General features: G+C 68.7%; 16 protein-coding genes, 1 tRNA gene and 2 pseudogenes. 9 read left to right on the plus strand and 10 right to left on the minus strand.

The window, feature by feature from the left end; translation table 11 throughout:
• The first annotated feature begins 93 nt into the window (after positions 1–93).
• Both ABTY40_RS23210 and ABTY40_RS23215 read left to right on the plus strand, forming a co-directional pair.
• Positions 94–2679 (plus strand): bifunctional FO biosynthesis protein CofGH, encoded by a 2586-nt coding sequence (locus tag ABTY40_RS23210; protein ID WP_352061281.1) that lies wholly within the window; start codon positions 94–96, stop codon positions 2677–2679.
• 211 nt (positions 2680–2890) lie between these two features.
• Positions 2891–4039 carry an ADP-ribosylglycohydrolase family protein gene (locus ABTY40_RS23215; RefSeq protein ID WP_352061282.1) on the plus strand — a complete coding sequence of 383 codons (1149 nt, stop codon included), beginning with the start codon at positions 2891–2893 and terminating at the stop codon, positions 4037–4039.
• On the opposite strand, the gene ABTY40_RS23220 is transcribed toward ABTY40_RS23215, so the two are convergent.
• The 4 genes from ABTY40_RS23220 to ABTY40_RS23235 all read right to left on the minus strand — a co-directional run bounded on the left by ABTY40_RS23220 (position 4024) and on the right by ABTY40_RS23235 (position 8189).
• The gene (locus ABTY40_RS23220; protein ID WP_352061283.1) at positions 4024–5622 is read right to left on the minus strand and encodes a sodium:solute symporter family protein; all 1599 of its coding nucleotides are present in this window, start codon (positions 5620–5622) and stop codon (positions 4024–4026) included. The genes ABTY40_RS23215 and ABTY40_RS23220 overlap by 16 nt on opposite strands.
• Before the next feature lie 298 nt (positions 5623–5920).
• Positions 5921–6121: a DUF397 domain-containing protein gene (locus ABTY40_RS23225; protein WP_309051386.1), complete on the minus strand. Its 201-nt coding sequence runs from the start codon at positions 6119–6121 to the stop codon at positions 5921–5923.
• A 189-nt stretch (positions 6122–6310) separates the two neighbouring features.
• Entirely contained in the window at positions 6311–7171 is an 861-nt protein-coding gene (locus tag ABTY40_RS23230; RefSeq protein ID WP_345287415.1) for a helix-turn-helix domain-containing protein, read from the minus strand.
• 319 nt (positions 7172–7490) lie between these two features.
• Positions 7491–8189, minus strand: a complete 699-nt coding sequence (locus ABTY40_RS23235; protein ID WP_345287417.1) for a GOLPH3/VPS74 family protein — start codon at positions 8187–8189, stop codon at positions 7491–7493.
• A 162-nt stretch (positions 8190–8351) separates the two neighbouring features.
• On the opposite strand from ABTY40_RS23235, the gene ABTY40_RS23240 reads away from it, so the two are divergent.
• Positions 8352–10640, plus strand: a complete 2289-nt coding sequence (locus ABTY40_RS23240) for a D-alanyl-D-alanine carboxypeptidase (RefSeq protein WP_352061284.1) — start codon at positions 8352–8354, stop codon at positions 10638–10640.
• A 143-nt stretch (positions 10641–10783) separates the two neighbouring features.
• Positions 10784–12607 carry a DUF8823 domain-containing protein gene (locus ABTY40_RS23245; RefSeq protein ID WP_502990647.1) on the plus strand — a complete coding sequence of 608 codons (1824 nt, stop codon included), beginning with the start codon at positions 10784–10786 and terminating at the stop codon, positions 12605–12607.
• Positions 12608–12609: 2 nt separating this feature from the next.
• Here ABTY40_RS23245 and ABTY40_RS23250 read toward each other — a convergent pair whose 3' ends face one another.
• Positions 12610–13308, minus strand: a complete 699-nt coding sequence (locus tag ABTY40_RS23250; RefSeq protein WP_352061286.1) for an 8-oxoguanine DNA glycosylase OGG fold protein — start codon at positions 13306–13308, stop codon at positions 12610–12612.
• 69 nt (positions 13309–13377) lie between these two features.
• On the opposite strand from ABTY40_RS23250, the gene ABTY40_RS23255 reads away from it, so the two are divergent.
• Positions 13378–14292: an aminoglycoside phosphotransferase family protein gene (locus ABTY40_RS23255; protein WP_352061287.1), complete on the plus strand. Its 915-nt coding sequence runs from the start codon at positions 13378–13380 to the stop codon at positions 14290–14292.
• 199 nt (positions 14293–14491) lie between these two features.
• On the opposite strand, the gene ABTY40_RS23260 is transcribed toward ABTY40_RS23255, so the two are convergent.
• The 4 genes from ABTY40_RS23260 to ABTY40_RS23275 all read right to left on the minus strand — a co-directional run bounded on the left by ABTY40_RS23260 (position 14492) and on the right by ABTY40_RS23275 (position 19795).
• Positions 14492–14740 carry a hypothetical protein gene (locus tag ABTY40_RS23260; RefSeq protein WP_352061288.1) on the minus strand — a complete coding sequence of 83 codons (249 nt, stop codon included), beginning with the start codon at positions 14738–14740 and terminating at the stop codon, positions 14492–14494.
• A gap of 170 nt (positions 14741–14910) precedes the next feature.
• Entirely contained in the window at positions 14911–16698 is a 1788-nt protein-coding gene (locus tag ABTY40_RS23265; RefSeq protein WP_352061289.1) for a UvrD-helicase domain-containing protein, read from the minus strand.
• Positions 16695–18815, minus strand: coding sequence for an ATP-dependent nuclease (locus tag ABTY40_RS23270; RefSeq protein WP_352061290.1), 2121 nt, complete (start codon positions 18813–18815; stop codon positions 16695–16697). Before ABTY40_RS23270 ends, ABTY40_RS23265 begins: the two co-directional genes overlap by 4 nt.
• A 527-nt stretch (positions 18816–19342) precedes the next feature.
• Positions 19343–19795, minus strand: coding sequence for a hypothetical protein (locus ABTY40_RS23275; RefSeq protein WP_352061291.1), 453 nt, complete (start codon positions 19793–19795; stop codon positions 19343–19345).
• 30 nt (positions 19796–19825) lie between these two features.
• Between ABTY40_RS23275 and ABTY40_RS23280 the strand changes: the two are divergent.
• The 4 genes and pseudogenes from ABTY40_RS23280 to ABTY40_RS23295 all read left to right on the plus strand — a co-directional run bounded on the left by ABTY40_RS23280 (position 19826) and on the right by ABTY40_RS23295 (position 22965).
• A pseudogene (locus ABTY40_RS23280) lies at positions 19826–20138 on the plus strand (SpdD-like protein).
• 89 nt (positions 20139–20227) lie between these two features.
• A pseudogene (gene repSA / locus ABTY40_RS23285) lies at positions 20228–21614 on the plus strand (replication initiator protein RepSA).
• Complete coding sequence (locus ABTY40_RS23290; RefSeq protein WP_352061292.1) at positions 21611–21814, plus strand: helix-turn-helix domain-containing protein; 204 nt, start codon at positions 21611–21613, stop codon at positions 21812–21814. The pseudogene repSA and the gene ABTY40_RS23290 overlap by 4 nt, the downstream one beginning before the upstream one ends.
• Entirely contained in the window at positions 21814–22965 is a 1152-nt protein-coding gene (locus tag ABTY40_RS23295) for a tyrosine-type recombinase/integrase (protein WP_352061293.1), read from the plus strand. Before ABTY40_RS23290 ends, ABTY40_RS23295 begins: the two co-directional genes overlap by 1 nt.
• A 71-nt stretch (positions 22966–23036) precedes the next feature.
• Here the strand turns inward: ABTY40_RS23295 and ABTY40_RS23300 are convergent.
• Positions 23037–23109 (minus strand) — tRNA-Arg (locus ABTY40_RS23300).
• Positions 23110–23626: the final 517 nt, after the last annotated feature.

Consider the following 23626-nt stretch of genomic DNA (forward strand, 5'->3'; position numbering starts at 1 on the left):
CATCCTAGAGAGAATGATCTTCGGTCGGCTGAGTACCCCTACTCAGATCAGCGGTCCGTCCCGCCCGCGGCAGCCCGCTCGTATGCTCGGGGCATGACGGATCAGCAGGCAGCAGCCCCCACCCGGAACGCCATGCGCCGCGCCCTCAGGCGGGCCAGGGACGGGGTGGCGCTCGACGTCGCCGAGGCGGCCGTGCTGCTGCGGGCGCGCGGGGAGGATCTGGACGAACTCGTCGCCTCCGCCGGGCGGGTACGGGACGCGGGCCTGGCGGCGGCCGGGCGGCCCGGGGTCGTCACATATTCGAAGAGCGTCTTTCTCCCGCTCACGCGGCTCTGCCGGGACCGGTGCCACTACTGCACCTTCGTCACCGTGCCCGGCAAGCTCCGGGCCGCCGGGCACGGGATGTTCATGTCGCCGGACGAGGTCCTCGACATCGCCCGGCGCGGCGCCGCGCTCGGCTGCAAGGAAGCGCTCATCACCCTCGGCGACAAGCCGGAGGACCGCTGGCCCGAGGCCCGCGAGTGGCTCGACGCGCACGGCTACGACGACACCCTCGCGTACGTCCGGGCGATGGCCATCCGCATCCTGGAGGAGACCGGGCTGCTGCCGCACCTCAACCCCGGTGTGCTGTCCTGGACCGACTTCCAGCGCCTCAAGCCCGTCGCCCCCTCCATGGGGATGATGCTGGAGACGACCGCCACCCGCCTCTGGTCCGAGCCCGGCGGCCCCCACTACGGGTCCCCCGACAAGGACCCGGCCGTCCGTCTGCGGGTCCTGGAGGACGCGGGTCGCTCCTCCGTCCCCTTCACCTCGGGGCTGCTCCTCGGCATCGGCGAGACCCTGGAGGAGCGCGCCGAGTCCCTCTTCGCGCTCCGCCGCGTCGCCCGCTCCTACCACTCCCTGCAGGAGCTGATCATCCAGAACTTCCGCGCCAAGCCGGACACGGCCATGCGCGGGATGCCCGACGCCGCACTCGACGACCTGGTCGCCACGGTCGCCGTCGCCCGGCTCATCATGGGCCCGGCCGCCTGCATCCAGGCCCCGCCCAACCTGGTCGACGCCGAGTACGAGCGGCTGATCGCCGCCGGCATCGACGACTGGGGCGGTGTCTCGCCGCTCACCATCGACCACGTCAACCCCGAGCGGCCCTGGCCCGCGATCGAGGAGCTGGCCGCGCGGTCCGCCGCCGCCGGCTTCGAGCTGCGCGAACGGCTCTGCGTCTACCCCGAGTTCGTGACTCGGGGAGAACCCTGGCTCGACCCCCGGCTCCTCCCGCACGTCCGCGCCCTCGCCGACCCGGAGACGGGCCTCGCCAACCCCGACGCGGTGGTGCGCGGACTGCCCTGGCAGGAGCCCGACGAGGCCTTCACCGGCACCGGCAGGACCGATCTGCACACCACCATCGACACCACGGGCCGCACCCACGACCGGCGCGAGGACTTCGACGAGGTGTACGGGGACTGGGAGGCGCTCCGCGAGGCCGCCGCCCCGGGCATGGCCCCCGAGCGCATCGACACCGACGTCCGCGAGGCCCTCGCCGTCGCCGCCGGCGACCCGACGCGGCTCACCGACCCGCAGGCGCTGGCGCTGCTGCACGCCGACGGGCCCGCGCTCGACGCGCTGACCCGGATCGCCGACGACGTCCGCCGGGCGGTGAGCGGTGACGAGGTGACGTACGTCGTCACCCGGAACATCAACTTCACCAACGTCTGCTACACCGGCTGCCGCTTCTGCGCCTTCGCCCAGCGGCGGACCGACGCCGACGCCTACACGCTCTCCCTCGACCAGGTCGCCGACCGTGCCCAGCAGGCCTGGGAGGTCGGCGCGGTGGAGGTGTGCATGCAGGGCGGCATCCACCCGGACCTGCCCGGCACCGCCTACTTCGACATCGCGCGGGCCGTGAAGCAGCGCGTGCCCGGCATGCACGTGCACGCCTTCTCCCCGATGGAGGTCGTCAACGGCGCCACCCGCACGGGGCTTTCGATCCGCGAGTGGCTGACCGCCGCCAAGGAGGCCGGTCTCGACTCGATCCCCGGGACGGCCGCGGAAATCCTCGACGACGAGGTCCGCTGGGTCCTCACCAAGGGCAAGCTGCCCACCGCCACCTGGATCGAGGTCGTCACCACCGCGCACGAGCTGGGCATCCGGTCGAGTTCCACGATGATGTACGGGCACGTCGACCAGCCCCGCCACTGGCTCGGCCACTTCCGCACCCTGGCCCGCGTCCAGCGGGAGACGGGCGGCTTCACCGAGTTCGTGACGCTGCCCTTCATCCACACCAACGCCCCGGTCTACCTGGCGGGCATCGCCCGCCCGGGCCCGACCGTCCGCGACAACCGGGCGGTCACGGCGATGGCGCGCCTCCTGCTCCACCCGTACATCCCCAACATCCAGACGAGCTGGGTGAAGCTGGGCGCGGAGGGCGCCGCCGAGATGCTCCGCTCCGGCGCGAACGACCTCGGCGGCACGCTCATGGAGGAGACGATCTCCCGGATGGCCGGGTCGGGTTACGGCTCCTACCGCTCGATCCGCGATCTGGAGGCCATCGCGGAGGCGGCCGGACGCCCGGCGAAGCCCCGCACGACCCTGTACGGCGAGGTCCCCGAGGAGCGCCGCCGCACGGCGGAGGCCTCGGACGGCCACCTTCCGGAGCTGCTGCCGGTCCTCCCCGCGGAGTGACCACGGAGCCGGACGCCGGACCGGGCACTCCGCCGCTCTGTGGTCAAAAGCGGCCTGAGGGGCGTCGGAACACATAACGTTCCGGCCCCCGAACGGGCGTACCCGGTCGATTACAGTGCTGCGCAGACCGGTGTACGCGCCGACCGGTGCACGCGCCGACGGGTGTCAGCGGGCCGGGGTCCGCGGGCCGGGTACGGGGGGAGGGCACGTCGTGGCGACGACCGCCGCAACCGGGAGAGCCACCGCGGTGACGGCCGCGGCCGTCTGGGGCCGCGCCGAGCAGCAGGACTTCCGGTCCCGGGTCCGCGGCTGCCTGCTGGGCGCCGCCGTCGGCGACGCCCTCGGCGCCGGGGCGCACGGCCTCACCCTCGACGCGGTCCGGGAGGCCCACGGCGAGGACGGGCTCACCGAACCGGTCCCCGCCTTCGGCCGCAGGGGCGCCGTCACCGCCGCCACGCAGATGGCCCTGTTCACCGTCGACGGCCTGATCCGCGCCCAGGTCCGCCGCGACCTCGGCGTCTGGCACCCGCCCACCGACATCCACCGCGCACACCGCCGCTGGATCACCACCCAGCACGACTGGGGCCCGGACGAGCGGCGCCCCGACCTCGGCTGGCTGGGCCGCGAGGAGTGGCTGTACGCCCGCCGGAACCCGCCCCGCGCCTGCCTCACCGGCCTCGGCGACGAGCACCTCGGCACTCTGGACAGGCCGAAGAACCCGCAGGCCGCCGACTCCGGCACCCTGCCCCGCTCCGCCCCCTTCGGCCTCCTGGTCGGCTGGGAACCCGAGCTCGTCTGCCAGCTCGCCGTCGAGTGCGCGGCCCAGACCCACGGCGCCCCCGGTGCCATGCTCGCGGCGGGCGCCTTCGCCGTCGTCCTCCACGGCGTCGCGCGCGGCGGTCCGGTCGAGGCCGCCGTCGACGGCGCCCGGCGGCAGCTCCTCGCGCGCCCGGGCCACGAGCCGGTCGTCGCGGCCCTGGAGCGCGCCCTCGGAGCCGTACGGGAAGGAGTGCCGGACCCGGAGCGGGTGGCCGCGCTCGGGGCGGACGAGGACCGGGCCGAGGGGCAGCTGGCGGCGGCCGTCTACTGCGCCCTGGTCGGTGAGGACGTACGGCACGGGCTGCGCCTCGCGGTGAACCACGACGGGCCCTCGGCGGTGACCGGGGCGCTGACGGGCGCGCTGCTGGGGGCCCTGCACGGCGAGACGGCCCTCCCGCCGGCCTGGCTGGCCGAGCTGGAGGGCCGTGCGACGGTGCTGGAACTGGCGGACGACTTCGCGATGGAGATGACCCAGGGGGCCGCGCTGCACGGCCCCGGGGCCTCCTCGCCCGGCTGGCTGGCCCGCTACCCGAGGGCCTGACCGGTCCGGTCCCCGCCGGGGGCCGGGCTCTGCGGCGGCACGGCGGCCGTACCACCCGCCGTACCGCCCGCTCCGCCGGCCGGTCCGCCGCCCGCCGGGCTGCCGTCGTCGGAGTGCAGCCGGTCCAGGACGGCGTCGCGCTCCGGGGTGTCCTCCGGCCTGATGTATCCGATGAGGACGTACAGGACGAGGGAGGTGGCGAGCGGCGAGACGATCTGGATCTGGAGCTCGATGCCGTCCAGGCCGTAGTTGGTGAGCCAGAAGGCGAAGAGGCCGGCCGCCCAGGAGACGAGCGCCGCGGTCGGTCCGGACTTCCGGAAGGCGCGCAGCAGACCGAGCATGAACGGGATCGCGATCGGCCCCATGAGCCCGGCCACCCACTTGATGACGACGGTGATGATGTCCTTGAAGGTGGGGGAGTTGACCTGGGTGGCCACCGCCATCGACAGGGCGAGGAAGGCGATCGTGGACCAGCGGGCGGCGAGCAGCCCGGCCCGCTGCGACCAGGTGCGGGCCGCCTTGCTGAGGACGGGCGCGATGTCCCGGGTGAAGACGGCGGCGATGGCGTTGGCGTCCGAGGAGCACATGGCCATGGTGTGCGAGAAGAAGCCGACGATGACCAGGCCGAGCAGGCCGTGCGGGAGGAGCTGTTCGGTCATCAGGGCGTAGGAGTCGGAGGCGTCCGCCTTCTGTGGGGTCACGAGCAGCGGTGCCACCCACATCGGGAAGAAGAGGACGAGCGGCCAGACGAACCAGAGGACGGCGGAGAGCCGGCCGGAGCGGGTCGCCTCGCGGGCAGAGGGGGTGGCCATGTAGCGCTGGGCCTGGTTCCACATGCCGCCGCTGTACTCGAAGGTCTTGATGAAGAGGTAGGCCAGGAGGAACGTCAGGGTGTACGGGCCGGCGGTCGGCGCGGTGTGCCCCTGGAGTTCGGGTCGGTCCCACACGGTCCACAGGGCGCTGAACCCGCCCAGCTCGGCGAGCACGGCGACGAGCATCGCGATCCCGGCGAAGAACTGGATGACGAACTGGCCGAGTTCGGTGAGCGCGTCGGCCCACAGGCCGCCGACCGTGCAGTAGATGCCGGTGACGACACCGGTGATGAGGATGCCCTGGTTGAGGGAGATGCCGGTGAAGACGGAGAGCAGGGTGGCGATCGCGGCCCACTTGGCGCCGACGTCCACGATCTTCAGCAGGACGCCGGACCAGGCGAGGGCCTGCTGGGTGGGCAGGTTGTAGCGGTTCTTGAGGTATTCGAGCGGCGAGGCCACGTGGAGACGTGAGCGGAGCCGGTTGAGCCGGGGTGCGAAGAGGTGGGCGCCGACGGCGATGCCGATGGCGATGGGGAAGGACCAGGTGACGTAGGAGGTGACGCCGTAGGTGTAGGCGATGCCCGCGTAACCGGTGAACATCACGGCGCTGTAACCCGACATGTGGTGGGAGATGCCGGAGAGCCACCAGGGCATGCGCCCGCCGGCGGTGAAGAAGTCGGAGACGTCGTCCACCCGCTTGTGGGACCACACACCGATCGCGACCATCACGCCGAAGTAGCCGATGAGCACGGCCCAGTCGAGACTGTTCATGGAGCCCCCTCCAGGGGTTCTGGTCCGCCTTGATAATCCGCCTTGTGAACGCCGTTCATCGTGTGGGGAGTTCGGGGGCGGAGACAACGCGGTGGAGGGTCAAGGGAAAGTAAAATCGTTCGCTTTGCTGACCCTGGTTCATGTCTGTGAACCACGCGAGGGTTGGCGGCGGACATGCGAGAGCCCCCTGGGCGGGGGCTCGGACGGGGGCGTCAGGCGGTGGCGGTGGACATGCGTGAGCCCCCTCGGCCAGGACGGCGGACCGGTCGAGAGGGCTCCTCGGGAGGGGCGTACGGAATCAGAGGGTTCCGTTGCTCACCTGGCCGACGAAAACGTTCCACGAGCCCGGTCCGAAAGAGAGGGACGGGCCTTCGGGAGCCTTGGAGTCCCGCACCGCGACGGCGGCGACGACGGGGGAGCGCACTTCGACGCAGGCCCCGTTCCCGCCGGAATACGAGGACTTCGTCCAGGTGTCCGTAGCGCCCTGAATAATCGCCATTCTGCTCAACTCCGGTTCTGCCCGTAGGTCGTGCCACCGTGGTCTCGATGGCGTGATCGACGCTACTCGCCGGTCCCGGGCCGCGGGACCGGCGTTCACACGACCGGGTGGCATATTCCAGCCGGGGGTTCCGTGGAGAGCGGTGGGCGGTGTACCGTACCGGCCCCCGCCCCGGCGACCGCGTTCCGGTCACCCCTGGGCGTACACCTTGGCCTGCTTCGCGATGAACTCCCGGGTCTGTTCCACATTCAGCGCCTGCGCCCGCAGGTGCTCGTACATCAGGGAGTATTTCGCCACATCCGGAGCCTTCTCCAGATAGAGGTCGCTCGTCACGCCCTCGATGTAGACGACGCTCGAATCGGAGGCGTCGGGGAACTCCAGGATCGAGTACTGGCCGCTGATCCCCGGGTGCGCGCCCATCTCGAAGGGCAGCACCTGCACCGTCACGTGCGGCAGGTGCGACTGCTCGATCAGGTGCTCCAGCTGCTCGACCATCAGCTGCTTGCCGCCGACGACCCGGCGCAGGGCGCCCTCGTCGATGACCGCCCACAGCCGCAGCGGACGCTCCTCGTCCCGGATCCGCTCCTGGCGCCGGGTGCGGACGGTGACGCGCTTCTCGATCTCCGCCGGCGTCGACTCCGGCAGCGCGCCGGAGATCACGGCCTCCGCGTACGCGTGGGTCTGCAGCAGACCCGGGATGACCTGCGGTTCGTAGACGCGCAGGCTCTCGGCGTCCGTCTCCAGGCCGATGTAGACGCTGTACGGGATGTCGCCGAAGGCGTGCCACCAGCCCTGCTGGCGGGAGTCCTTGGCCATCTGCATCAGCGAGTTGACCATGTGCTCGTCCTCGACCTCGTACACGCCGCACAGGTCACGGACGTCACGCTGGCTGATGGAACGGCGGCCGTTCTCCAGGCGGCTGATCTTGGACTGGGAGACGAGGAGGCGCTCGGCGACCTGCTCGGCCGTCATGCCTTTCGCCTCCCGGAGCTTGCGCAGCTCCTGTCCCAATCGGCGTCGCCTGACGGTGGGGTTGACGTTGGACGCCACGGAAACTGCACCTCCGGCTGTCTGCTGGGTAGCTGTGAGTATCTACCGCTTGGCAGACTGCCACCAAAGGAGCGGTGTGCGCTGGGAAACGGGGACAACGCACGGGTGCGGGGCGGCCGTCGGGCCGCCCCGCACAGCTGTGCGGCCCGGGCGGTGGCGCGTGAGGCGTCCCGCCCGGGCCGTGTGGTGCCAGGGGTGGTGTCCGTACGGAGGGTGGTGTCCGTACGGGGGGTGCTGCGGGTCGTGCGGTCGTGCTCGGCGTGCTGGTGATGCGGGTGGTGCTCGGCGTGCCGGCGGTGCGTGGGGTGCGTGCCGTACGTCAGTGTGCGGCGGCGCGGGCCATGCTGCCGCGCGGCTGGGCGGGAACGCCCGCCGCGCCGCGGCGCGGCGGGGCCGCCACCCCGTTCTGGACGTCCATCACGGCGTGCGCCACGAGGCCGCCCATCGGGTCGTGCCGGATCAGGTCGCGCAGCCGGGACCGCGACGACCGTCCTTCGTTGCCGGGGTACAGGTGCTTGCCGAGACCGACCGCGTGGGCCAGTGCGGCGAGCGCCGCGGTCCGCGGGTCCGGTGGTACGCCGGTGCGGATCGCGCTGTCCAGCCGGGCCTTGATCTCCCGGCTGATCGCCGTGTCTGTCGCCTGGTAGCGAGTCGTCGGCAGCACCCCGCACATCTGGCCCTCCACGGCATGCACCATGCCGCATCGCTCCAGATGCGAGAGATACGTCTGGCGAAGCCCCAGTCGGGGCCCGCCGATCCAGTGGACGGCCCGTACCGGACTGCCGCGCCTGCGCAGCAGTTCCAGTGCGGAGTCCAGGGTCGGATCTCCGGTCGGCCGTGGCATCACCACGGCGATACGATCCCCGTCAGGGGCTATCCGTCCTGCCAGAGCCAGCTCCACTAGCTGTGCTCCGGCCAGGCCGAGGTCGAGCGACTGCGGCTGCGCTGTGGTACCCGTGGTCGGGTCCAGAGCGAGCAGCAGAAGCTCCTCCGGAAGTGTTCTGCGGCTCCTGCCCATCCATGCCTCCCCGCGTGGATGAATGACAGGGTGACCCCTCTCACATTCATCTGTCGAGAGTGCCCGGGTGGTTCGTCCGGGAACCAGTAGGTATGTCGTTCTCGTCTAGCACGGGAGCCAAGGGGTTCACACAGGACACTGGTAGACGGTTCGGACGTACGTATGACGCATGGAGGAGGCACGGTGGCGGGCGAGTCCCCCGACAGAGCGGAGCAGCAGGGTTCGTCGCAGGAGACGACGGATCCGGGCAGCGGGGTTCCGCGGCGTTCCGCCTCGGTCCAGGTGGACCAGCCGACAGCCGTGTTCAAGGCCCTGACGCCGCGCACGTCCGAGGACGACGCCGGTGCGGAGCCGGCCCCGGAGCCCACCGCGGAGGCGGAGGAGCGCGCGGAGGCCGGTGAGGCGGGCAGCGAGCGACTGAAGGCGGCGGTGGCGGCCTGGGTCGCGACGGCGGAGGGCGAGGGGGCGGAGAAGCCCGCCGGGCCGACTCCCGAGGAGCCTGCCGCGAAGCCCGCCGAGGGAACGGCGGCCGACGCGCAGGCGCCGGCCACGGGGAGCGAGGAGCCGGAGACGGCGGAGAAGGCCGACGAGCCGGTGAAGGCCGGGGAGTCGGCCGCCGCTTCGGCGGACGCGGACGACGCGGACGACACGGACGACGCCGGCGAAGGCGGCCCCGGGTCCGCCGAGGCCGCCGGGGCCCCGGCGGAGGAGCCGGTCGACCAGCCGACGACGATGTTCCGCGCGGTCCGCCCGCCGGTGACGCCCGCGCCCGCCGTGGACCAGCCGACGACCGCCCTGAAGCTCCCGCAGGACCCGCGCGGCGCCAAGAGCGGCGCGTCCGGCGTCGATGCCCAGGACGCGGGCCCCGACTCCGACGGCGAGCGCACGAGCACCTTCGTACCCCTGCGTCCGGACATCCCGGCCGAGCGGAAGGCGGAGGATTCCCCGAAGGCCCCGGCGGCGTCCAAGGCGGCCTCCACGCCGTCCTGGGCCTCCCAGGGATCGAAGGGCACGACGCCCCCCGCGGCGAAGCCGGAGGCCGCGACCCCGGCCGGCGCCCAGGCTCCCGGCGCCGCCGCTCCGGCTGCCGATTCCGCCGCCGCCGCTCCCACGGCTCCGGCGTCGCTGAGCGAGCCCGAGCGGACGCGGCAGCAGCCCATGCCGCCGCTGCCCCCGCTCGACCTGCTGGCCGAGCTGACGAACACCCCGCCCCCGCCGCCGACCGTCCTGCGGACGACCCTGCGCCGGGTGCGGATCTGGACGCCGCTGGTCCTTCTGCTCCTGGTCGTGTTTGCGATCGCGCAGATGGTCCGCCCGCTGCCCGCCCCCGCGCTGACCCTCACGGCCGCGCCGACCTTCACCTTCCAGGGCGGCGAGCTGCGGATGCCGTGGCCCCACGAGGGCCAGGGCGCGGTCGAGGTCGAGGGCGTCGGTTCCATGGGGACGTACGGACCGCAGAAGCCGGCCCCGATCGCGAGCGTCGCCAAGACCATGACGGCGTACGTGATCCTCCGTGACCACCCGATCAAGGGGAAGCAGAAGGGCCCCGAGATCGCCATCGACAAGAAGGCCGGCGAGCAGGCCAAGGCGGCCGACGAGTCGACGGCGCAGGTCGAGGAGGGGCAGACGTACTCGGAGAAGGAACTCCTCCAGCTCCTCATGATCCCCTCGGGCAACAACGTGGCCCGGCTGCTGGCCCGCTGGGACGCCGGTTCCGAGGAGGCGTTCGTCCGGAAGATGAACGCCGCCGCCAAGGACCTGGGCATGACCCAGTCCACGTACACGGACCCGTCCGGTCTCTCCCACAGCACCGTGTCGACCCCCGTGGACCAGCTGAAGCTGGCCAAGGCGGTCATGCAGTACGAGGTGTTCCGGGAGATCGTGAACATGCCGAACCTGACCGTCGAGGGCATCCCCGGCCGCATCGAGAACAACAACAACATCCTGCTGGAGCCGGGTGTGAGCGGCATCAAGACCGGCTCCTCCACCCCCGCCGGCGGCAACCTGCTCTGGGCGGCGAACACCGTCGTCGACGGCCAGAACCGCCGCATCCTCGGCATCGTCATGGGCGCGAAGGACGCGAAGCTGCTGCACGACAAGCTCCAGCTCGCCATCGACAACAGCCTCAAGCTCATCCAGAAGGCCCAGGCCGACGTCACCTCCGCCCCCGTCATCCGCAAGGGCCAGGTCCTCGGCCACGTGGACGACGGCCTCGGCGGCCGGACCCCGGTCGTGGCCACCAAGGAGCTCAAGGCCGTCGGCTGGCCCGGCCTCCGGGTCGAGCTGGAGCTGACCGACGGCGGCAAGGCCGTCCCGCACTCCGGCAAGGCGGGCGACGTCGTCGGCCAGGTCTCGATCGGCGAGGGCACGGGCAGGGTGAGCGCGCCGGTGGCCCTGCAGAGGGACCTGGTGGAGCCGGGCTTCGACAAGAAGCTGACGCGACTGGGCTGACCCGCTCGGCCTGAGGGACGAGACCGGGGGAGCCACCCGGTCGGATGGGCGCCCCGGACCTCCGGGGCGCCCTGCTGTTAGCTTTTCCTGGGGACGAGAAGCACGCGAGGACGAAGAGACAGGCAGCACGGGAAAGGGCCGCAGTGACCACCGCCGAGCCGACACGCGCCCACACCGGGCCGGAGTTCTCTTCCCCTCCGCGAATCCTTCTTCCCGCGCAGCGGACGGCCTCGGAGGCGCCCGTGCCCGCCCGACGGCGTAAGCGTCGCTACCCGGTCCTGGTGGCCACCGGGCTCGCCGCCCTCACCCACGTCCTGTGGTTCTTCTTCTTCGCGAACAGCGGCGGCGACCTCGCCGCGCAGGACGCGTGGGCGGAGTTCGTGGGACGGCACCCGGACTCCGCGTACAACCTCGCCTGGTACGGCGGGATGCACCCGGTCTCGTACAGCGTGGTCTCGCCGTACGTGATGTCGCTGCTCGGCGTGCGGACGACGATGATGATCGCCGGCACGCTCTCGGCGGCGCTGACCGCGCTGATCCTGGTGCGGGTCCCGGCCGTCCGCAATCCGATGGCGTGCTCGATCGCGGGCGTGTTCGCGTTCCTCTGCAACGCGCTGTCGGGGCGGGTGACCTTCGGCCTCGGCATGATGTTCGCGCTCGGCGCGGTCGCCGCCGTCTTCTGCTGGCCGCACCGCTGGCGCCGCAAGCGCTGGGCGAAGGCGGCCGTCGCCGCCCCGCTCGCCGGGATCGCGACCGCCTGCAGCCCGGTCGCGGGCCTCTTCCTGGGGGTCGCGGCGGCGGCGCTGTTCCTCAACAAACGGCGCCCGGGCGCGTACGCCCTCGGCCTCGCCCCGGTCGCCGTCGTCGCCGTCTCCTCCTGGCTCTTCCCCTTCTCCGGTACGCAGCCCATGGCCTTCGGCTCGGCCGCGCTGCCCCTGATCTTCGGGCTCCTGGTCCTCTTCCTGGTCCCGCGCGACTGGCGCACGGTCCGCACGGCCGCGGCCTGCTACACCGTCGGCACCTTCCTGACCTGGCTGATCGACTCGCAGATCGGCTCGAACATCTCGCGTCTCCCGATGCTGTTCGCGGGCGTCGTGCTGCTCGCGGCCCTCCCGTACACGAAGCTGCGTTCGCGCCGCTGGTACGCCCTCGTCCTGGCCTTCGCCGGCCTGAACTTCTGGATCGGCTTCAAGGGCGTCGACGACGTCGTCCGTACGGCCCCGGACGCCTCCTGGGCGTTCGAGGTGGCCCCGCTGATCAACCAGCTGCAGGTACGGGACGCGGGGAAGGCCCGGGTCGAGGTCGTCCCGGCCTCCAGCCACCGCGAGTCCTCGGCGCTCAGCCCGTACATCAACCTGGCCCGCGGCTGGAACCGCCAGGCCGACATGGAACGCAACCCGATCTTCTACGACGACACCCTCAACGCCCGGAACTACCGCGAATGGCTCGCCCGCTGGGCCGTCCACTACGTCGTCCTCCCGACCGGCGCCCCCGACTCGGGCGCCGAGCAGGAGGCGGAACTCGTCGGCGAGGGCCTGCCCTACCTGAAGCAGGTCTGGTCCGACGCGAACTGGCGCCTGTACGAGGTCGAGAACCCGACGCCCCTCGCCGACCCGCCGGCCCGCGTCGAGAGCGCCGCCCAGAACGAGGTCGTGATCCGCGTGGACAACCCCGGCCGCGTCCTCATCCGCGTCCCGTACTCGCCCTGGCTCGCCCTCCTCGACGAGCACGGCGGCAAGATCGAGCCCCCGCAGGAGACCGAGGCCTCCAAACTGGCCCGCGAACAGTCGGACACCGAAATCCCCAAGGTCTTCGCCAACGAACACGGCTGCCTCCTCAAGGCGGAACCCGACCGCGAGGGCGACGAGTGGACCGAACTGATCGCCCCGAAACCGGGCGTCTACCGCCTGGCGGCCCCCTACAAACTCTTCCCCCGCGGCACCACCTGCCCGGAAGAACTCCGCTGACCTCAGGGCGCGAACAGCCGGCGCTCGATCTCGTCCACGCCCACGGGCCGCCCGAGCCGCTCGCCTTCCTCGCCGGCCCAGCGGCCCAGGAGCGCGCAGTACCGGTCGTAGGTACGGGCGGGCCACACGGTCCCACCGAGCGAGTCCCACCCGCAGGTGTCCCTGAGCGTCGCGGCCACCCGGGCGTCGAGGATCGCGCAGGGGTGCCCGACGGCGCCGCCCCCGGCGAAGTACAGAACCTTGGTCGCGAACGCCGGCCCCAGAGACGGGACGGCGCTACGGCCCCGCGGGCGCAGCGCCTCGTACGCCTCCGCCGGATCGTGGGGAGCGGCTCCGAGGGCCCGGCGCAGGGCGGCCAGGGCCGGGGCCGGGTCAGCCGCCACGGCATGGATGCGCCGGCGATTGAGCCGGAGCTTCATCCCACTGCCCCAGGCGAGCACCCGCCACAGGAACCGCAGCAGCTCCTCGTCGGAGCCGGCGTCCAGGGTGGCGGCATCTTCGAACAGGTCCCCGCGACTGAGCACCCCCGCACCCGACCCGACCACGGGCACCCCGGGCAGCCGCGCGGCAGCGACCTCGACGTCCCACCAGTGGGCGGCCACGGGAACGGTGTGCTGGTCGATCCGCTCCGCCCGGGGCCCGGCCAGAGCGTCCCGGCAGGCACGCGGCAACGACAGTCGGCTGAGATCGGTGGGGGCCATGGGGCCATCCTGCCGTGCGCCGGTAGGTTGCGGCAGGACACGCGCGGTTCCCGGGGAAGGGCACACGAGGTGAGCACGTTACGAACGGACGAGGTCCCGCGTTCCCTCGCGGAGTCGTACGCCAGGAGCTTCGGGGAGGAAGGCCGGGCCGGGCTTCCGGCCCTGGTGGCGGAGTTCCTGGACGGCTGGGAGCTGCGACGGGACGGCGCGGTCGGGGCCGGGGAGGCCTCGCTGGTGGTGCCGGTGCGCCGTGCCCGCGGCACCCGCGCGGTCCTCAAGCTGCAGATGCCCCGCGAGGAGACCACCGCCGCCCTCCTCGGACTGCGCACCTGGAACGGCGAGGGGATCGTGCGGCTGCTCGACCACGACCCCGACAGCAGCACCATGCTCCTGGAGAAGCTGGACGCCTCCCGCACGCTGTCCTCGATCGAGGACGACGACGTGGCGATGGGCATCCTCGCCGAACTTCAGTCCCGGCTGGTCCGCGTGCCCGCACCGCCGGGCCTGCGGGGCCTCGGTGACGTCGCCGCCGAGATGCTGGCGCAGGTCCCCCAGGCGGTCGCGGCCCTGGCCGGCCCGGCGGACCGGCGACGCCTGCGCGCCTGGGCGTCGGCGCTGGCCGAACTCGTCGGCGAGCCCGGTGACCGGCTGCTGCACTGGGACCTGCACTACGACAACGTCCTTGCCGCGCGGCGCGAGCCCTGGCTCGCCATCGATCCCGAACCGCTCGCCGGGGACCCCGGCTTCGACCTCTGGCCCGCCCTGGAAAGCCGCTGGGACGACGTCGTCCTGAAGCACGACGCCCTCCGCGTCGTCCGGCGCCGCTTCGACCTCCTCACCGAAACCCTCGGCCTGGACCGCGCCCGCGCGACCGGCTGGACCCTCGGCCGACTCCTGCAGAACTCCCTGTGGGACATCGAGGACGGCGCAACGGCTCTCACCCCGCCCTCCGTCACGATCGCGGACGCGCTCCTCGACCGGTGACCGCGCCCTCGCTGACGGGTGGTTGCGGTCGGGCAGCCACGACGAAGGGCACCTCCGGAAAATCCGGAAGTGCCCTTCTGCCCTGTGCCCCCGGCAGGATTCGAACCTGCGACACCCGCTTCAGGAGTTCGATCGGGCGGGTTCTGCCGGAGCTGGACTGCTGCTAGCGGACGCCGCGAGGAGCCGTGGAGGACTGCTGTCATCCACCGTCGTTGATGTCAGTTGTGGATGTCGGCGGCCGCCGGTGCGCGAACGGTCGCCGATAGTCCGAGGCGTCCCCGACCGGGGGATAGTCCCTGCCGAACGTCCAGTACACGGGGTGCTCGGGGTCCCCGGCTTCCAGGTTCAGGAAGATGTCCACGTCGTGGTTCGCGAACCGGTGTAGGTACTGGACGAACAGCTCCAGCTCCTCATCGGACAGCCGCTCGTCGAGCCGCTCGTTGTGCATGCGTCAGCTGTCATGACGGGAGCGTACGCGCACCCTCTGCCTCCCATGGACTCTCCTTCCGAGACTCTGGAGTTTCAGTCGGTCACGGTCGGTCGCAGGGGGCTGGTTGTACAGCCTGACGCGTTCCTGTTTTGCGAGGACTGTTTGCCGTACTCAGAGAGGGGGAGACCTCACGTTGAGTTGATAGGGGTTCCCTCTGGTGAGTAGTGAACATCCACAATATTCGCTTCACCTACCCACGTCTTGAGTGTCTCAAGAGCACTGCTGGAAAGCTCAGTTGTGAACAGGAGGACCAGGTCTTTCTGAGCGCGTGAGCATGCTACGTAGAACAGATTGCGCGATCTTTCGAAACGCTTCCTACTCTGCTCACTCAATGAATCACGCTGAGGGTAATTCACCAGCATCTCCGGAAAGTTATACTGGGTCCAGCCACCACCAAAAACGGCTAGGACGCGCGGATACTCAGCTCCCTTGACGCCATGCTGGGTTGAAAACGGCGTGTTTTCTTCAACATAGTCACGCAGCGCGAGTACCTCGCGGTAGCTGACGCCTCTGAACTTTCCGTAGTTCACCAGGCGGCGAGGCTCGGTAATTTCCTGACCATCCTTCAGGTCCCTTAGAGCATGCTCCCACCGGCGATGTCTGTTGGAAATTACTTGCGGGAGTGCGAAGTATTTCTGGTCCAAGAGGATATCCAGGACGTCTCCGACAGTTCCCGTTTTTCTGGCCAGATTGATCGCTTTGAAGAGATCCGTCCAACCGGTCTTATCGCTGCGCCTCGCCATGCGCGGCCTAGAGCGCTTTAGGAGGTCGAACATCGGGCCGTATTGTTTGTTATTGAAATAGTCGCAGCAGGGCTCGACAACATCCAACAGGAACGCTACGACTTCATCGTTCTTCCGAACGAAATCCTCGTTGCGGCTAAAAGATCGGTCGATATTGACGAATCCCAGCTCAGAGGCGATAGAGGAGTGGGTCAGCATCAGTACCTTAGGCTGCCTATCCGTATCCCAACTCTCCTGCCGGCGCGGCGCATCCTCTGTAACCCATCGAAGGGTTTCCTTAAGGACGTCATCCGGGATCTGACCCTTCTTCGAGTGGGTTCCCCGCGACCCCGCCCAGTTGTTTGTGTGATATACGGTTACGGATCCAAGGTTGGCATCGCTCACCGCAGCTTGAGGCAATTCGGGGCGCATGCTGTTGAGGACGTCGACGACGGTTTGGCTCGATCGCCAGTTCGCGCGCTTCTGGATCAACGTTACCGGTAGATGATCAATAGACCCGCAGGTCTTGTCGTAAATCTGCTGCCAATGGTCACCAAAAAATCCGTAGGACGATCCCGACAGTGAGGCTGAATTGTCTCCAATCATAGCCTCAGCCAATCCCAGGGGAGTGTCCTGGTATTCGTCGACAAGGATGATTGGGAACCGGTCGGATACTAGGTTCCGAAACTTCTGATTAACGAAGAGCCGGATAGCCAGTGCGGGGATGTCATCATGGTGCAACCGCACGGTGTTCTCATGGATGCCGCGGAACCCGAGATCGTAGGAGATGCTGCACTCGTCCAGCGAAGTCTGGCCTTCCAGGATTTTATCCCAGCCGGACAAGTTAGGTATTTCACGCAGCAGGGACTTCCTGAAAGGAGAGATTACTTCCCATAGGAAGCCGTGAATGGTCTCGGCGAAGATGTGAGGGCTGCCATCGGTGCGACGGATAATCTCATTCCGAGCGACGTTCGTGTACGTAATGCAGGCTACGCGCTGCCCCTCGCGCGGAAGGTGCTTAAGACGACTTTGCAGAATGTGTTGAAGGGTGTCGATTAGGGAATGGGTTTTCCCCGCTCCCGCTCCGGCCTCCATCTTGAAATTGCGCCCGTCACTGAGCGCCGCAAGGATGCTGTGCAGTGCTTCCTTGCTCTCCTCTTCGGCGGTCGTGACGTCGGCACCCGTCTGGCTCATCGGACCGCCACCTGGCCACCCGAAGGATCCTCAGTGACCGTAGATGTCGCCTCGTCGTATTCCGCTGATGGTGCTTGATCGAGTAGCCATTCGAGACCACGCTCGATATAGCGTGGAATTTTCCAATCTTGCTGCTCGATGGCGAAGGTCAGAGCAAAGTCACTCTTCTTATACTTCTTGGCCTCTTCGCGGGCGTCCAGTTCGCTCTGCGAAGTGGGTTTCGTTTCGCCGTTACTCAGGCCGAACTTTGCAGGGTTAGCAAGAATGAACGCGTCTTCGAACGTGCGCCCACATGGGCCGTCGATGGTCGTCTCGGGGATCTGATAGGCAAGGCCGCGCATGCCGATGACTGGAACGCCGTGCTCGGCATTCTTCAATAGGTCGGATGGCGATAGTTTGGCCTCGCCGAACCACTTCTTAATGGCCTCGTTAGTTGTCGCCGTTCCCTCGTGAAAACAGCAAGCTTCGAGGCGCTGTGAGCTAGACCCTGCTTTCGCCGGATCCATGTCGGTAATGACGAGTGTCTGCAAACCGAGGAAGTCAAGGAACGGGTAGAAGATGTGTGCGTGTGCGCCGCCTACCTCCATGATGCTCACGTATTGACTCGAAAGGTTAGGGCCACCTTTCTTCTGCCTGATCTCGTCGAATTCGGCAATCGCAGCAGGAATGAAGATGCGCTCGGTCGTTCCCTCGATGAGGATCGCCTTGTCAGCAAAAAAGAGGTCAGCGCGAGTAAGGGTTAGGTATTTGTGCAGGAAATCCTTGTCTACTCCCGGTGCCTCAGCTAGATTGAGGACTGATGAGCTGTTTGCCTCATGAGAGTCGTCACTCTCATTTAGGCGAAAGTACCTGATGGCGGGGAAGCCGGCTCGGTTGGCGATGTGCGCAGAGTGAGTCGTTACGAGGAATTGCGCGTTCCAGCTCTGCTCTTCACCGTCTGCGACAGGGAACTTCTTCTTGAAGACTCCCAGTTGGTGAATGAATATTTCTTGCATCTGAGGATGGAGGTGCGCCTCAGGTTCCTCGATGAATACCAAGTGTACGGACGACCTACTTCCCCGAGCCGAATACTCCCGATAGTAGCTGAAAAGTGTCAGGAGAATAAGCAAGAGGTTTCGCGACCCAAGCCCGCTGTAAGACTCGGGAAGCTCCACGCCTGCCGACCCCGGATACTTGATGCTGGTGAAGTTCGATAGAAGTCGCTTGGAATCCAGCGTGGTCCTCGTCGAAAAGTTCCGGTTCCCCAGGCCTGGGTACCCAAAATCTGAAACGGTCGGGGCCATCTTGCTATACATCTCCTGCAAGTGGGCGTTCAGCTTCTCGACGATTTCCTCCAAGGCGTTTTCGGTGCTATCGGCGAAGTCCTTAAGGATGGAACCATCATCGGCCTTGGCGGCTACCATAAACAGCGACTCAAGAATCTTGCCGATCTGGTCCTTAGGGCGATCCTTTTCGTCGTCTAGACCTCGCTGTGCCTTTACGAAATCGACCTTGATGGCCCTGGCGACGTCCGTCATCGAAATGTCGCGAAAATTGGTCGCGTCGGTCGGATCGACGGCAATCGCTGTGCGCTCGTAAAGGTGCGGAATTCGTGGGCCAATGAGGGATAGCAGAAAGGGCTCGCCCCATTCTCCGGACAGCGTCGTGGGCGCATCCCGATAGAAATCCTTCATCGCTCCAGGCTTGAGCGCATAGCGGATGGTGACGATGGCTTGAGCGCACTCCGGGTCAAGGTCGACGATGAGTGGCCCTAGGTTCCCATATTCGCCCGAACCGCTGTCGTAAGAAAGGAAGACCTTTGTCGAAATTTCGGGTAGCAGCTCCCTGGCCCCGGCCTCGTCGCCTGCGGAGAACTTTCGGTACGCTTCGGCAAATTCTACGTATGAGTCTGTTGAGAAATCCTCTAGCCGTAGGGTGATTTCACCTGGGCGCAAGAACCTGCTGAGTATCTCGGCGAGGGAAGTTTTTCCTGTATTGTTCCTACCCACGCATACAGTTACGTCTTCATCGAAGGTGACGCTCACGTTCCGTAGAAGGCGAAAGTTCTTGACTTCAACCTTGGTGACGGCGGGTGGCCGCGTGTGCTGCTGAGGCTGTGCTGGCTGCCCTACGCTCACGATCGCTCCTGACGTACACCTGAGTCCGTCCGCGGTCGTACGTGGCGTAGCCGTGACTCAGAGAAGGGTGAGTAAGCGGATAACTTGCGTTTCCGATGGGGCAGTTTGTCATGGTGGGCGACGAAAGACGTCCTCTTTGCGGCAAGACGTCGGATCGTGGGGGACTGCCCGCGTCGGGGAGGCTGAGCACCAGGTCGGTGGAGCGGCTTTGGGCTGGAGCTGCTTCGGGGCGAGTGATCATGGCCCCTTAAGCTTCCGCGCGTCGGGCAGTCTGTGGACCTGCCCGGTAAAGCACGACGTTGGGGCCGTGATCTTAGAGGCTCGCCCCAAAGTGGCTGCCTAAAGCCGTGGAGCCGGCCGCCCCAGCCACAGCGGGGTTCACCACCCATCAACCCGAGCCGCCAGGCGGGCGGCCGGCGGCTGGGCCGGAGCGGGGCGGAGACAGGAGCGGCGGCCCGGGCGACGGGCCGCACGCGCCGCGCCGTGCGCGGCGGGTGCCTTGATGAAGTAGGGAAACTCTTACCGCGCTACTGCCTGGAGGCGGTGAGGGTCTCGGCGTTCGTGGTGATGCGCTGGGACAGGTCGTCCAAGAAGCACTCGATCCTGGCGTTCGCCTCGGGCTCGAAGTCCGCGATCTGCTGAGCTGTTTCAAGGTAGTCGGAGGGCGTGAAGCTCCAGCCTGACACCATGGTCCATCCAGCCTGCACCTCGGCGTTGTGCCCCTCTGCGGACGAGACGCGTAGCCAGCCCGTGCACTCGTCGGAGAACTCGTAGGGCAGGTAGGCGGTGCCGCCTGCGCCTCTCAGCCCGTCGACCTGACTCCTCCATTGCTCCAGGAGGCGGGTCGCCCTGATTGTCGTCGGCGCCCTCGGCATCAAGCTGATTCGCCCCCCGTGGTGGCTCGTCGCCGTGCTCCTCCTGGGCGGCTTCCTCCTCGCCGACAGCCTGCTGGCCCCCGTCATCGATACCGCGATCTCCAAGTGACCTGACCCGGAAGGGAGAACCACCCCATGCTCCGACCCAAGATCCCGACCATGCCGCTGCCGGCCGGCGTCGTTCACCCGCCCGCCGTCGTCCACCCGACCGCGATCCAGCCCGTGCAGCACCCGCCCCCGGTCGCCCCGGGCCATTCCGGCCCGAGCCACCGTCCAGATCACCCCCGGCACCGCGCTCGCCGTCATAGGCGCCGGCACCGCTGCCGTCCTGGTCGTCGGCACCGTTCTGGTGTCGATGCTCCTCGCGACCGCCGTCACCGCCGCATCGGTCGCGGTCTGCGCCGTCGTGGCCCGTTCGCTGATCGCGTCCTCGACCAAGCGCCGCTGACCGGCCCCGGGCGGCCTCGATACCGCCAAGCATCCGCCGCCCGGGAGCCGTACCCCTCGCCGATCTTTCAACCGGAAGGAACTTCCAGCATGGATCAGCGCACCGCCGCCACCGCGGCGGGCCTGGACCCGGCCACCCTCCACGACGTTCTCTGAGTCGCCGCTGCCCCCGACTTTGACCGCTGGCGAGACCAGGTGCACCGCACCGACGGCTGCTCCGATCCCATCCACTTGACCGGATGGTCCCTCGCTAAGGACCGCACGTCCGGCGAGACCCTCCGCCGATACTCCACGGAGGCCGAGCCCAGCGGTCGCCTCCGCGTCGCCTGCGGAAATCGACGCGCGTCCCGCTGCCCCTCGTGCGCCCACACGTACTCCGGGGACACGTACCACCTGATCCGCGCGGGTCTGGCCGGCGACGAGTCCAAGAAAATCCCCGCGACCGTCCGCGAACACCCCCGGGTGTTCGCCACCCTCACGGCCCCGTCCTTCGGGCCCGTGCACAACCGCCCCGACCGTGGCGCCTGCCGCTGCGGTAGTCACCACCCGGAGAACGACCCCTCCCTGGGTACGGCGCTCGACCCCGAGTCGTACGACTACGCCGGGTCCGTCCTCTTCAACAACCATGCCGGACAGCTCTGGCAGCGCTTCACCAACCGCTTGCGCCGCGAGCTCGCTGCACGCGCCGGACTCACCCAACGCGAGCTGAGGGACGTGCTGCGCGTGTCGTACGGGAAGGTCGCCGAGTTCCAGAAGCGCGGCGCGACCCACTTCCACGCCGTGATCCGCCTCGACGGTCCGGACGGTCCCGGCACTGCCCCGCCGTCCTGGGCCAGCGTGCGGTTACTCGACGACGCGATCCGCGCCGCCGCCGTCCACGCGTACACGACGATCACCGTCCCGGCCGCCGGGGACCAGCCGTGCCGGCGCTTCCAGTGGGGCCGCCAGCTCGACATCCGTCCGGTCAAGGCGTTCGGAGACGGCTCCGACATCACCGAACAGGCCGTAGCAGCCTACGTCGCCAAGTACGCCACCAAGGCTGCTGAGACGACGGGCAGTCGACCGCCGGATCGGCAACCGCGAAGTGCTCGACCTCCTGGACGTGCCCGACCACCCCCGCCGCCTCATCGAGGCCTGCCTCGACCTCGCCCCGCTCTACCCGGACCGCAAGCTCGCTGCCTGGGCCCACATGCTCGGCTTCCGCGGCCACTTCTCCACCAAATCGCGCCGCTACTCGACCACCCTCGGAGCCCTCCGCCAGGTCCGCGCCGACTACCGCGCCGCGCAGGAGTACGACGCCCAGAACTCCGACCCGGACACCGTGCTTGTCCTCGCCTCCTGGCAGTACGCGGGTCACGGCCACACCCCCGGCGAGGCCGCCCTCGCCGCCACGATCGCCCGCGACATCCAACTCAACCGCCAAACCGCGCGCGAAGCCCTACACGACCAGCTCGCCCTGGAAGGAGCCGCAGCATGACCACCGCCACCGCCACCGTCACCAACGACGAACTGCTGACCGTGCCCGAGGCCATGGCGCGGCTCAAGCTCGGACGCTCCACCGTCTACGACCTCATCCGCTCGCGCCGTCTCAGCTCGATCACCGTCGGCCGTGCCCGCCGTATCCCGGTCGACGCCGTACGCGACTTCATCTCCTACGAGATCGGCGAGGCCGCCTGATGGCCACCCAGCGCAAGCGCAACCCCAACGGCGCCGGCACCATCACCCAGCGCAAGGACGGCCGTTTCCAGGCTGCGGTCTACGTACTTCAGCCGGACGGCACACGCGCCCGGAAGTTCGCCTACGGCAAGACCTGGGCCGAGTGCGACGTCAAGCGTCGCGAACTCCTCGACAAGGCCGACAACGGCATCCCTGTGCCGACCCGTTCGGCGAAGCTCTCCGAGTGGCTCCCGTACTGGCTGGACAACGTCGTCCAGCCGCGCCGCAAGCTCAGTACGTACGACAAGTACGAGACGCACACTCGGCTGTACCTCGTCCCGCTGATCGGTTCCAAGCGTCTGGAGTCCCTGAGCGTCGCCGATGTCCGGCGCTTCCTCGTCCAGCTGGAGAAGAAGACCACCGCCGCCACCGCCAAGGAGTCCCACCGCGTCCTGCGGACCGCTCTCACCGCCGCCTGCCGCGAGGAGCTGATCACGCGCAACGTGGCCACCCTCGTCGAGCCGCCCCGGTCGAAGGCGCGGGAGCTGAGCCCCTGGTCCCTGGACGAGACGCTCGACTTCCTCGCCGCCGCCCGCCGGGACCCGCTGTACGCCGCCTTCGTCCTCGCCATTGCCATGGGGCTGCGCCGGGGCGAGCTGATCGGCCTCCGTTGGGCGGACGTGGACCTGGACCGTCGCGTCCTCTACGTCCGCCAGCAGATCCAGCGGCGCCGGGGTGTCCTGTACGACGACGATCCCAAGGGGCGCCGCCGGCGTGTCGTACCGCTGCCCGCCATGTGCATCGCCCCTCTCCGTTGGCACCGGATGCGGCAGAACGATCAGCGGGCCAAGGCGGGGGAGCAGTGGAAGGGGAGTGACTACGTCTTCACGACGCGGACAGGAAGCCCGGTCGAGCCGCGGAACGTCTACCGGTCCTTCACCCGCGTCGCCGCCTCCGCCGGGCTCCGCGTCATCCGGCTGCACGACGCCCGGCACGGGTGCGCGACCCTGCTCACGGCCGCCGGCGTTGCTCCCCGCGTCGTGATGGAGATCCTCGGGCACAGTCAGATCAGCATCACCATGGACGTCTACACGCACGTCGTCCAGGACACCCAGCGCGAGGCCATCAGTCACATGGACCGGCTGCTCAAGAGGCGGCCTGGTCGTCCCTGACCGTCGGCGTTGATGTCAGCCGTAGATGTCAAAAGGCACTTCCGGAGACTCCGGAAGTGCCTTTTGCCCTGTGCCCCCGGCAGGATTCGAACCTGCGACACCCGCTTTAGGAGAGCGGTGCTCTATCCCCTGAGCTACGAAGGCGCGCTCGTGTCAGCGGGGCTGGGCCGGGGTGACCGGGGTGGGTTCCCGGGGTGTCCGGTGTGGCCTGGCCGCTGACGGGAACAGCGTAGCGGATCGGGGCGGAGGGGTGGGAGGAAGCCGGGGGTGGGGTGGCGGGGGTTCGGGGGGATTTGCGATCGCTCAGGGGGAGGTGGGGTGAGGAGAGGGGAGCGGGATGGGGAGGCGGAGAGGTGGCTGGCGGGGGATCGGGGGGAGGGGGGACGGATGCCGTTATTCGGGGTGGGAGGCGTGCCAATCGGACGCCGTGGCGGAAAACAGGGTGCTCGGGGAGTGGATCAAGTCGCTTCGTTCAGGCCGGGTTTACCTGGGGAAACGCGTGACGTCGGGAAACAGGCCGGAGCATCTGGTTCCGTGAGTCATCTCACAATACGACCCATTGCGGCCCACTCGCTGTTGCCAGAGGATCACACCGGGGCATGCCGGGGGCTCGATCGCGACCCGATCGCCGCTTTGCCCGTATCAACTGAGGATGGGGGAG

The organism is Streptomyces sp. NPDC126503 (assembly GCF_040302405.1).
GTDB classification, from domain to species: domain Bacteria; phylum Actinomycetota; class Actinomycetes; order Streptomycetales; family Streptomycetaceae; genus Streptomyces; species Streptomyces gulbargensis.

Coding starts and splice junctions, on each gene's coding strand:
- ABTY40_RS23210 (WP_352061281.1), top strand. CDS start 94: ATGACGGATCAGCAGGCAGCAGCCCCCACCCGGAACGCCATGCGCCGC.
- ABTY40_RS23220 (WP_352061283.1), bottom strand. CDS start 5,622: ATGAACAGTCTCGACTGGGCCGTGCTCATCGGCTACTTCGGCGTGATG.
- ABTY40_RS23225 (WP_309051386.1), bottom strand. CDS start 6,121: ATGGCGATTATTCAGGGCGCTACGGACACCTGGACGAAGTCCTCGTAT.
- ABTY40_RS23235 (WP_345287417.1), bottom strand. CDS start 8,189: ATGGGCAGGAGCCGCAGAACACTTCCGGAGGAGCTTCTGCTGCTCGCT.
- ABTY40_RS23240 (WP_352061284.1), top strand. CDS start 8,352: ATGACGCATGGAGGAGGCACGGTGGCGGGCGAGTCCCCCGACAGAGCG.
- ABTY40_RS23250 (WP_352061286.1), bottom strand. CDS start 13,308: ATGGCCCCCACCGATCTCAGCCGACTGTCGTTGCCGCGTGCCTGCCGG.
- ABTY40_RS23260 (WP_352061288.1), bottom strand. CDS start 14,740: ATGCACAACGAGCGGCTCGACGAGCGGCTGTCCGATGAGGAGCTGGAG.
- ABTY40_RS23265 (WP_352061289.1), bottom strand. CDS start 16,698: ATGAGCCAGACGGGTGCCGACGTCACGACCGCCGAAGAGGAGAGCAAG.
- ABTY40_RS23290 (WP_352061292.1), top strand. CDS start 21,611: ATGACCACCGCCACCGCCACCGTCACCAACGACGAACTGCTGACCGTG.
- ABTY40_RS23295 (WP_352061293.1), top strand. CDS start 21,814: ATGGCCACCCAGCGCAAGCGCAACCCCAACGGCGCCGGCACCATCACC.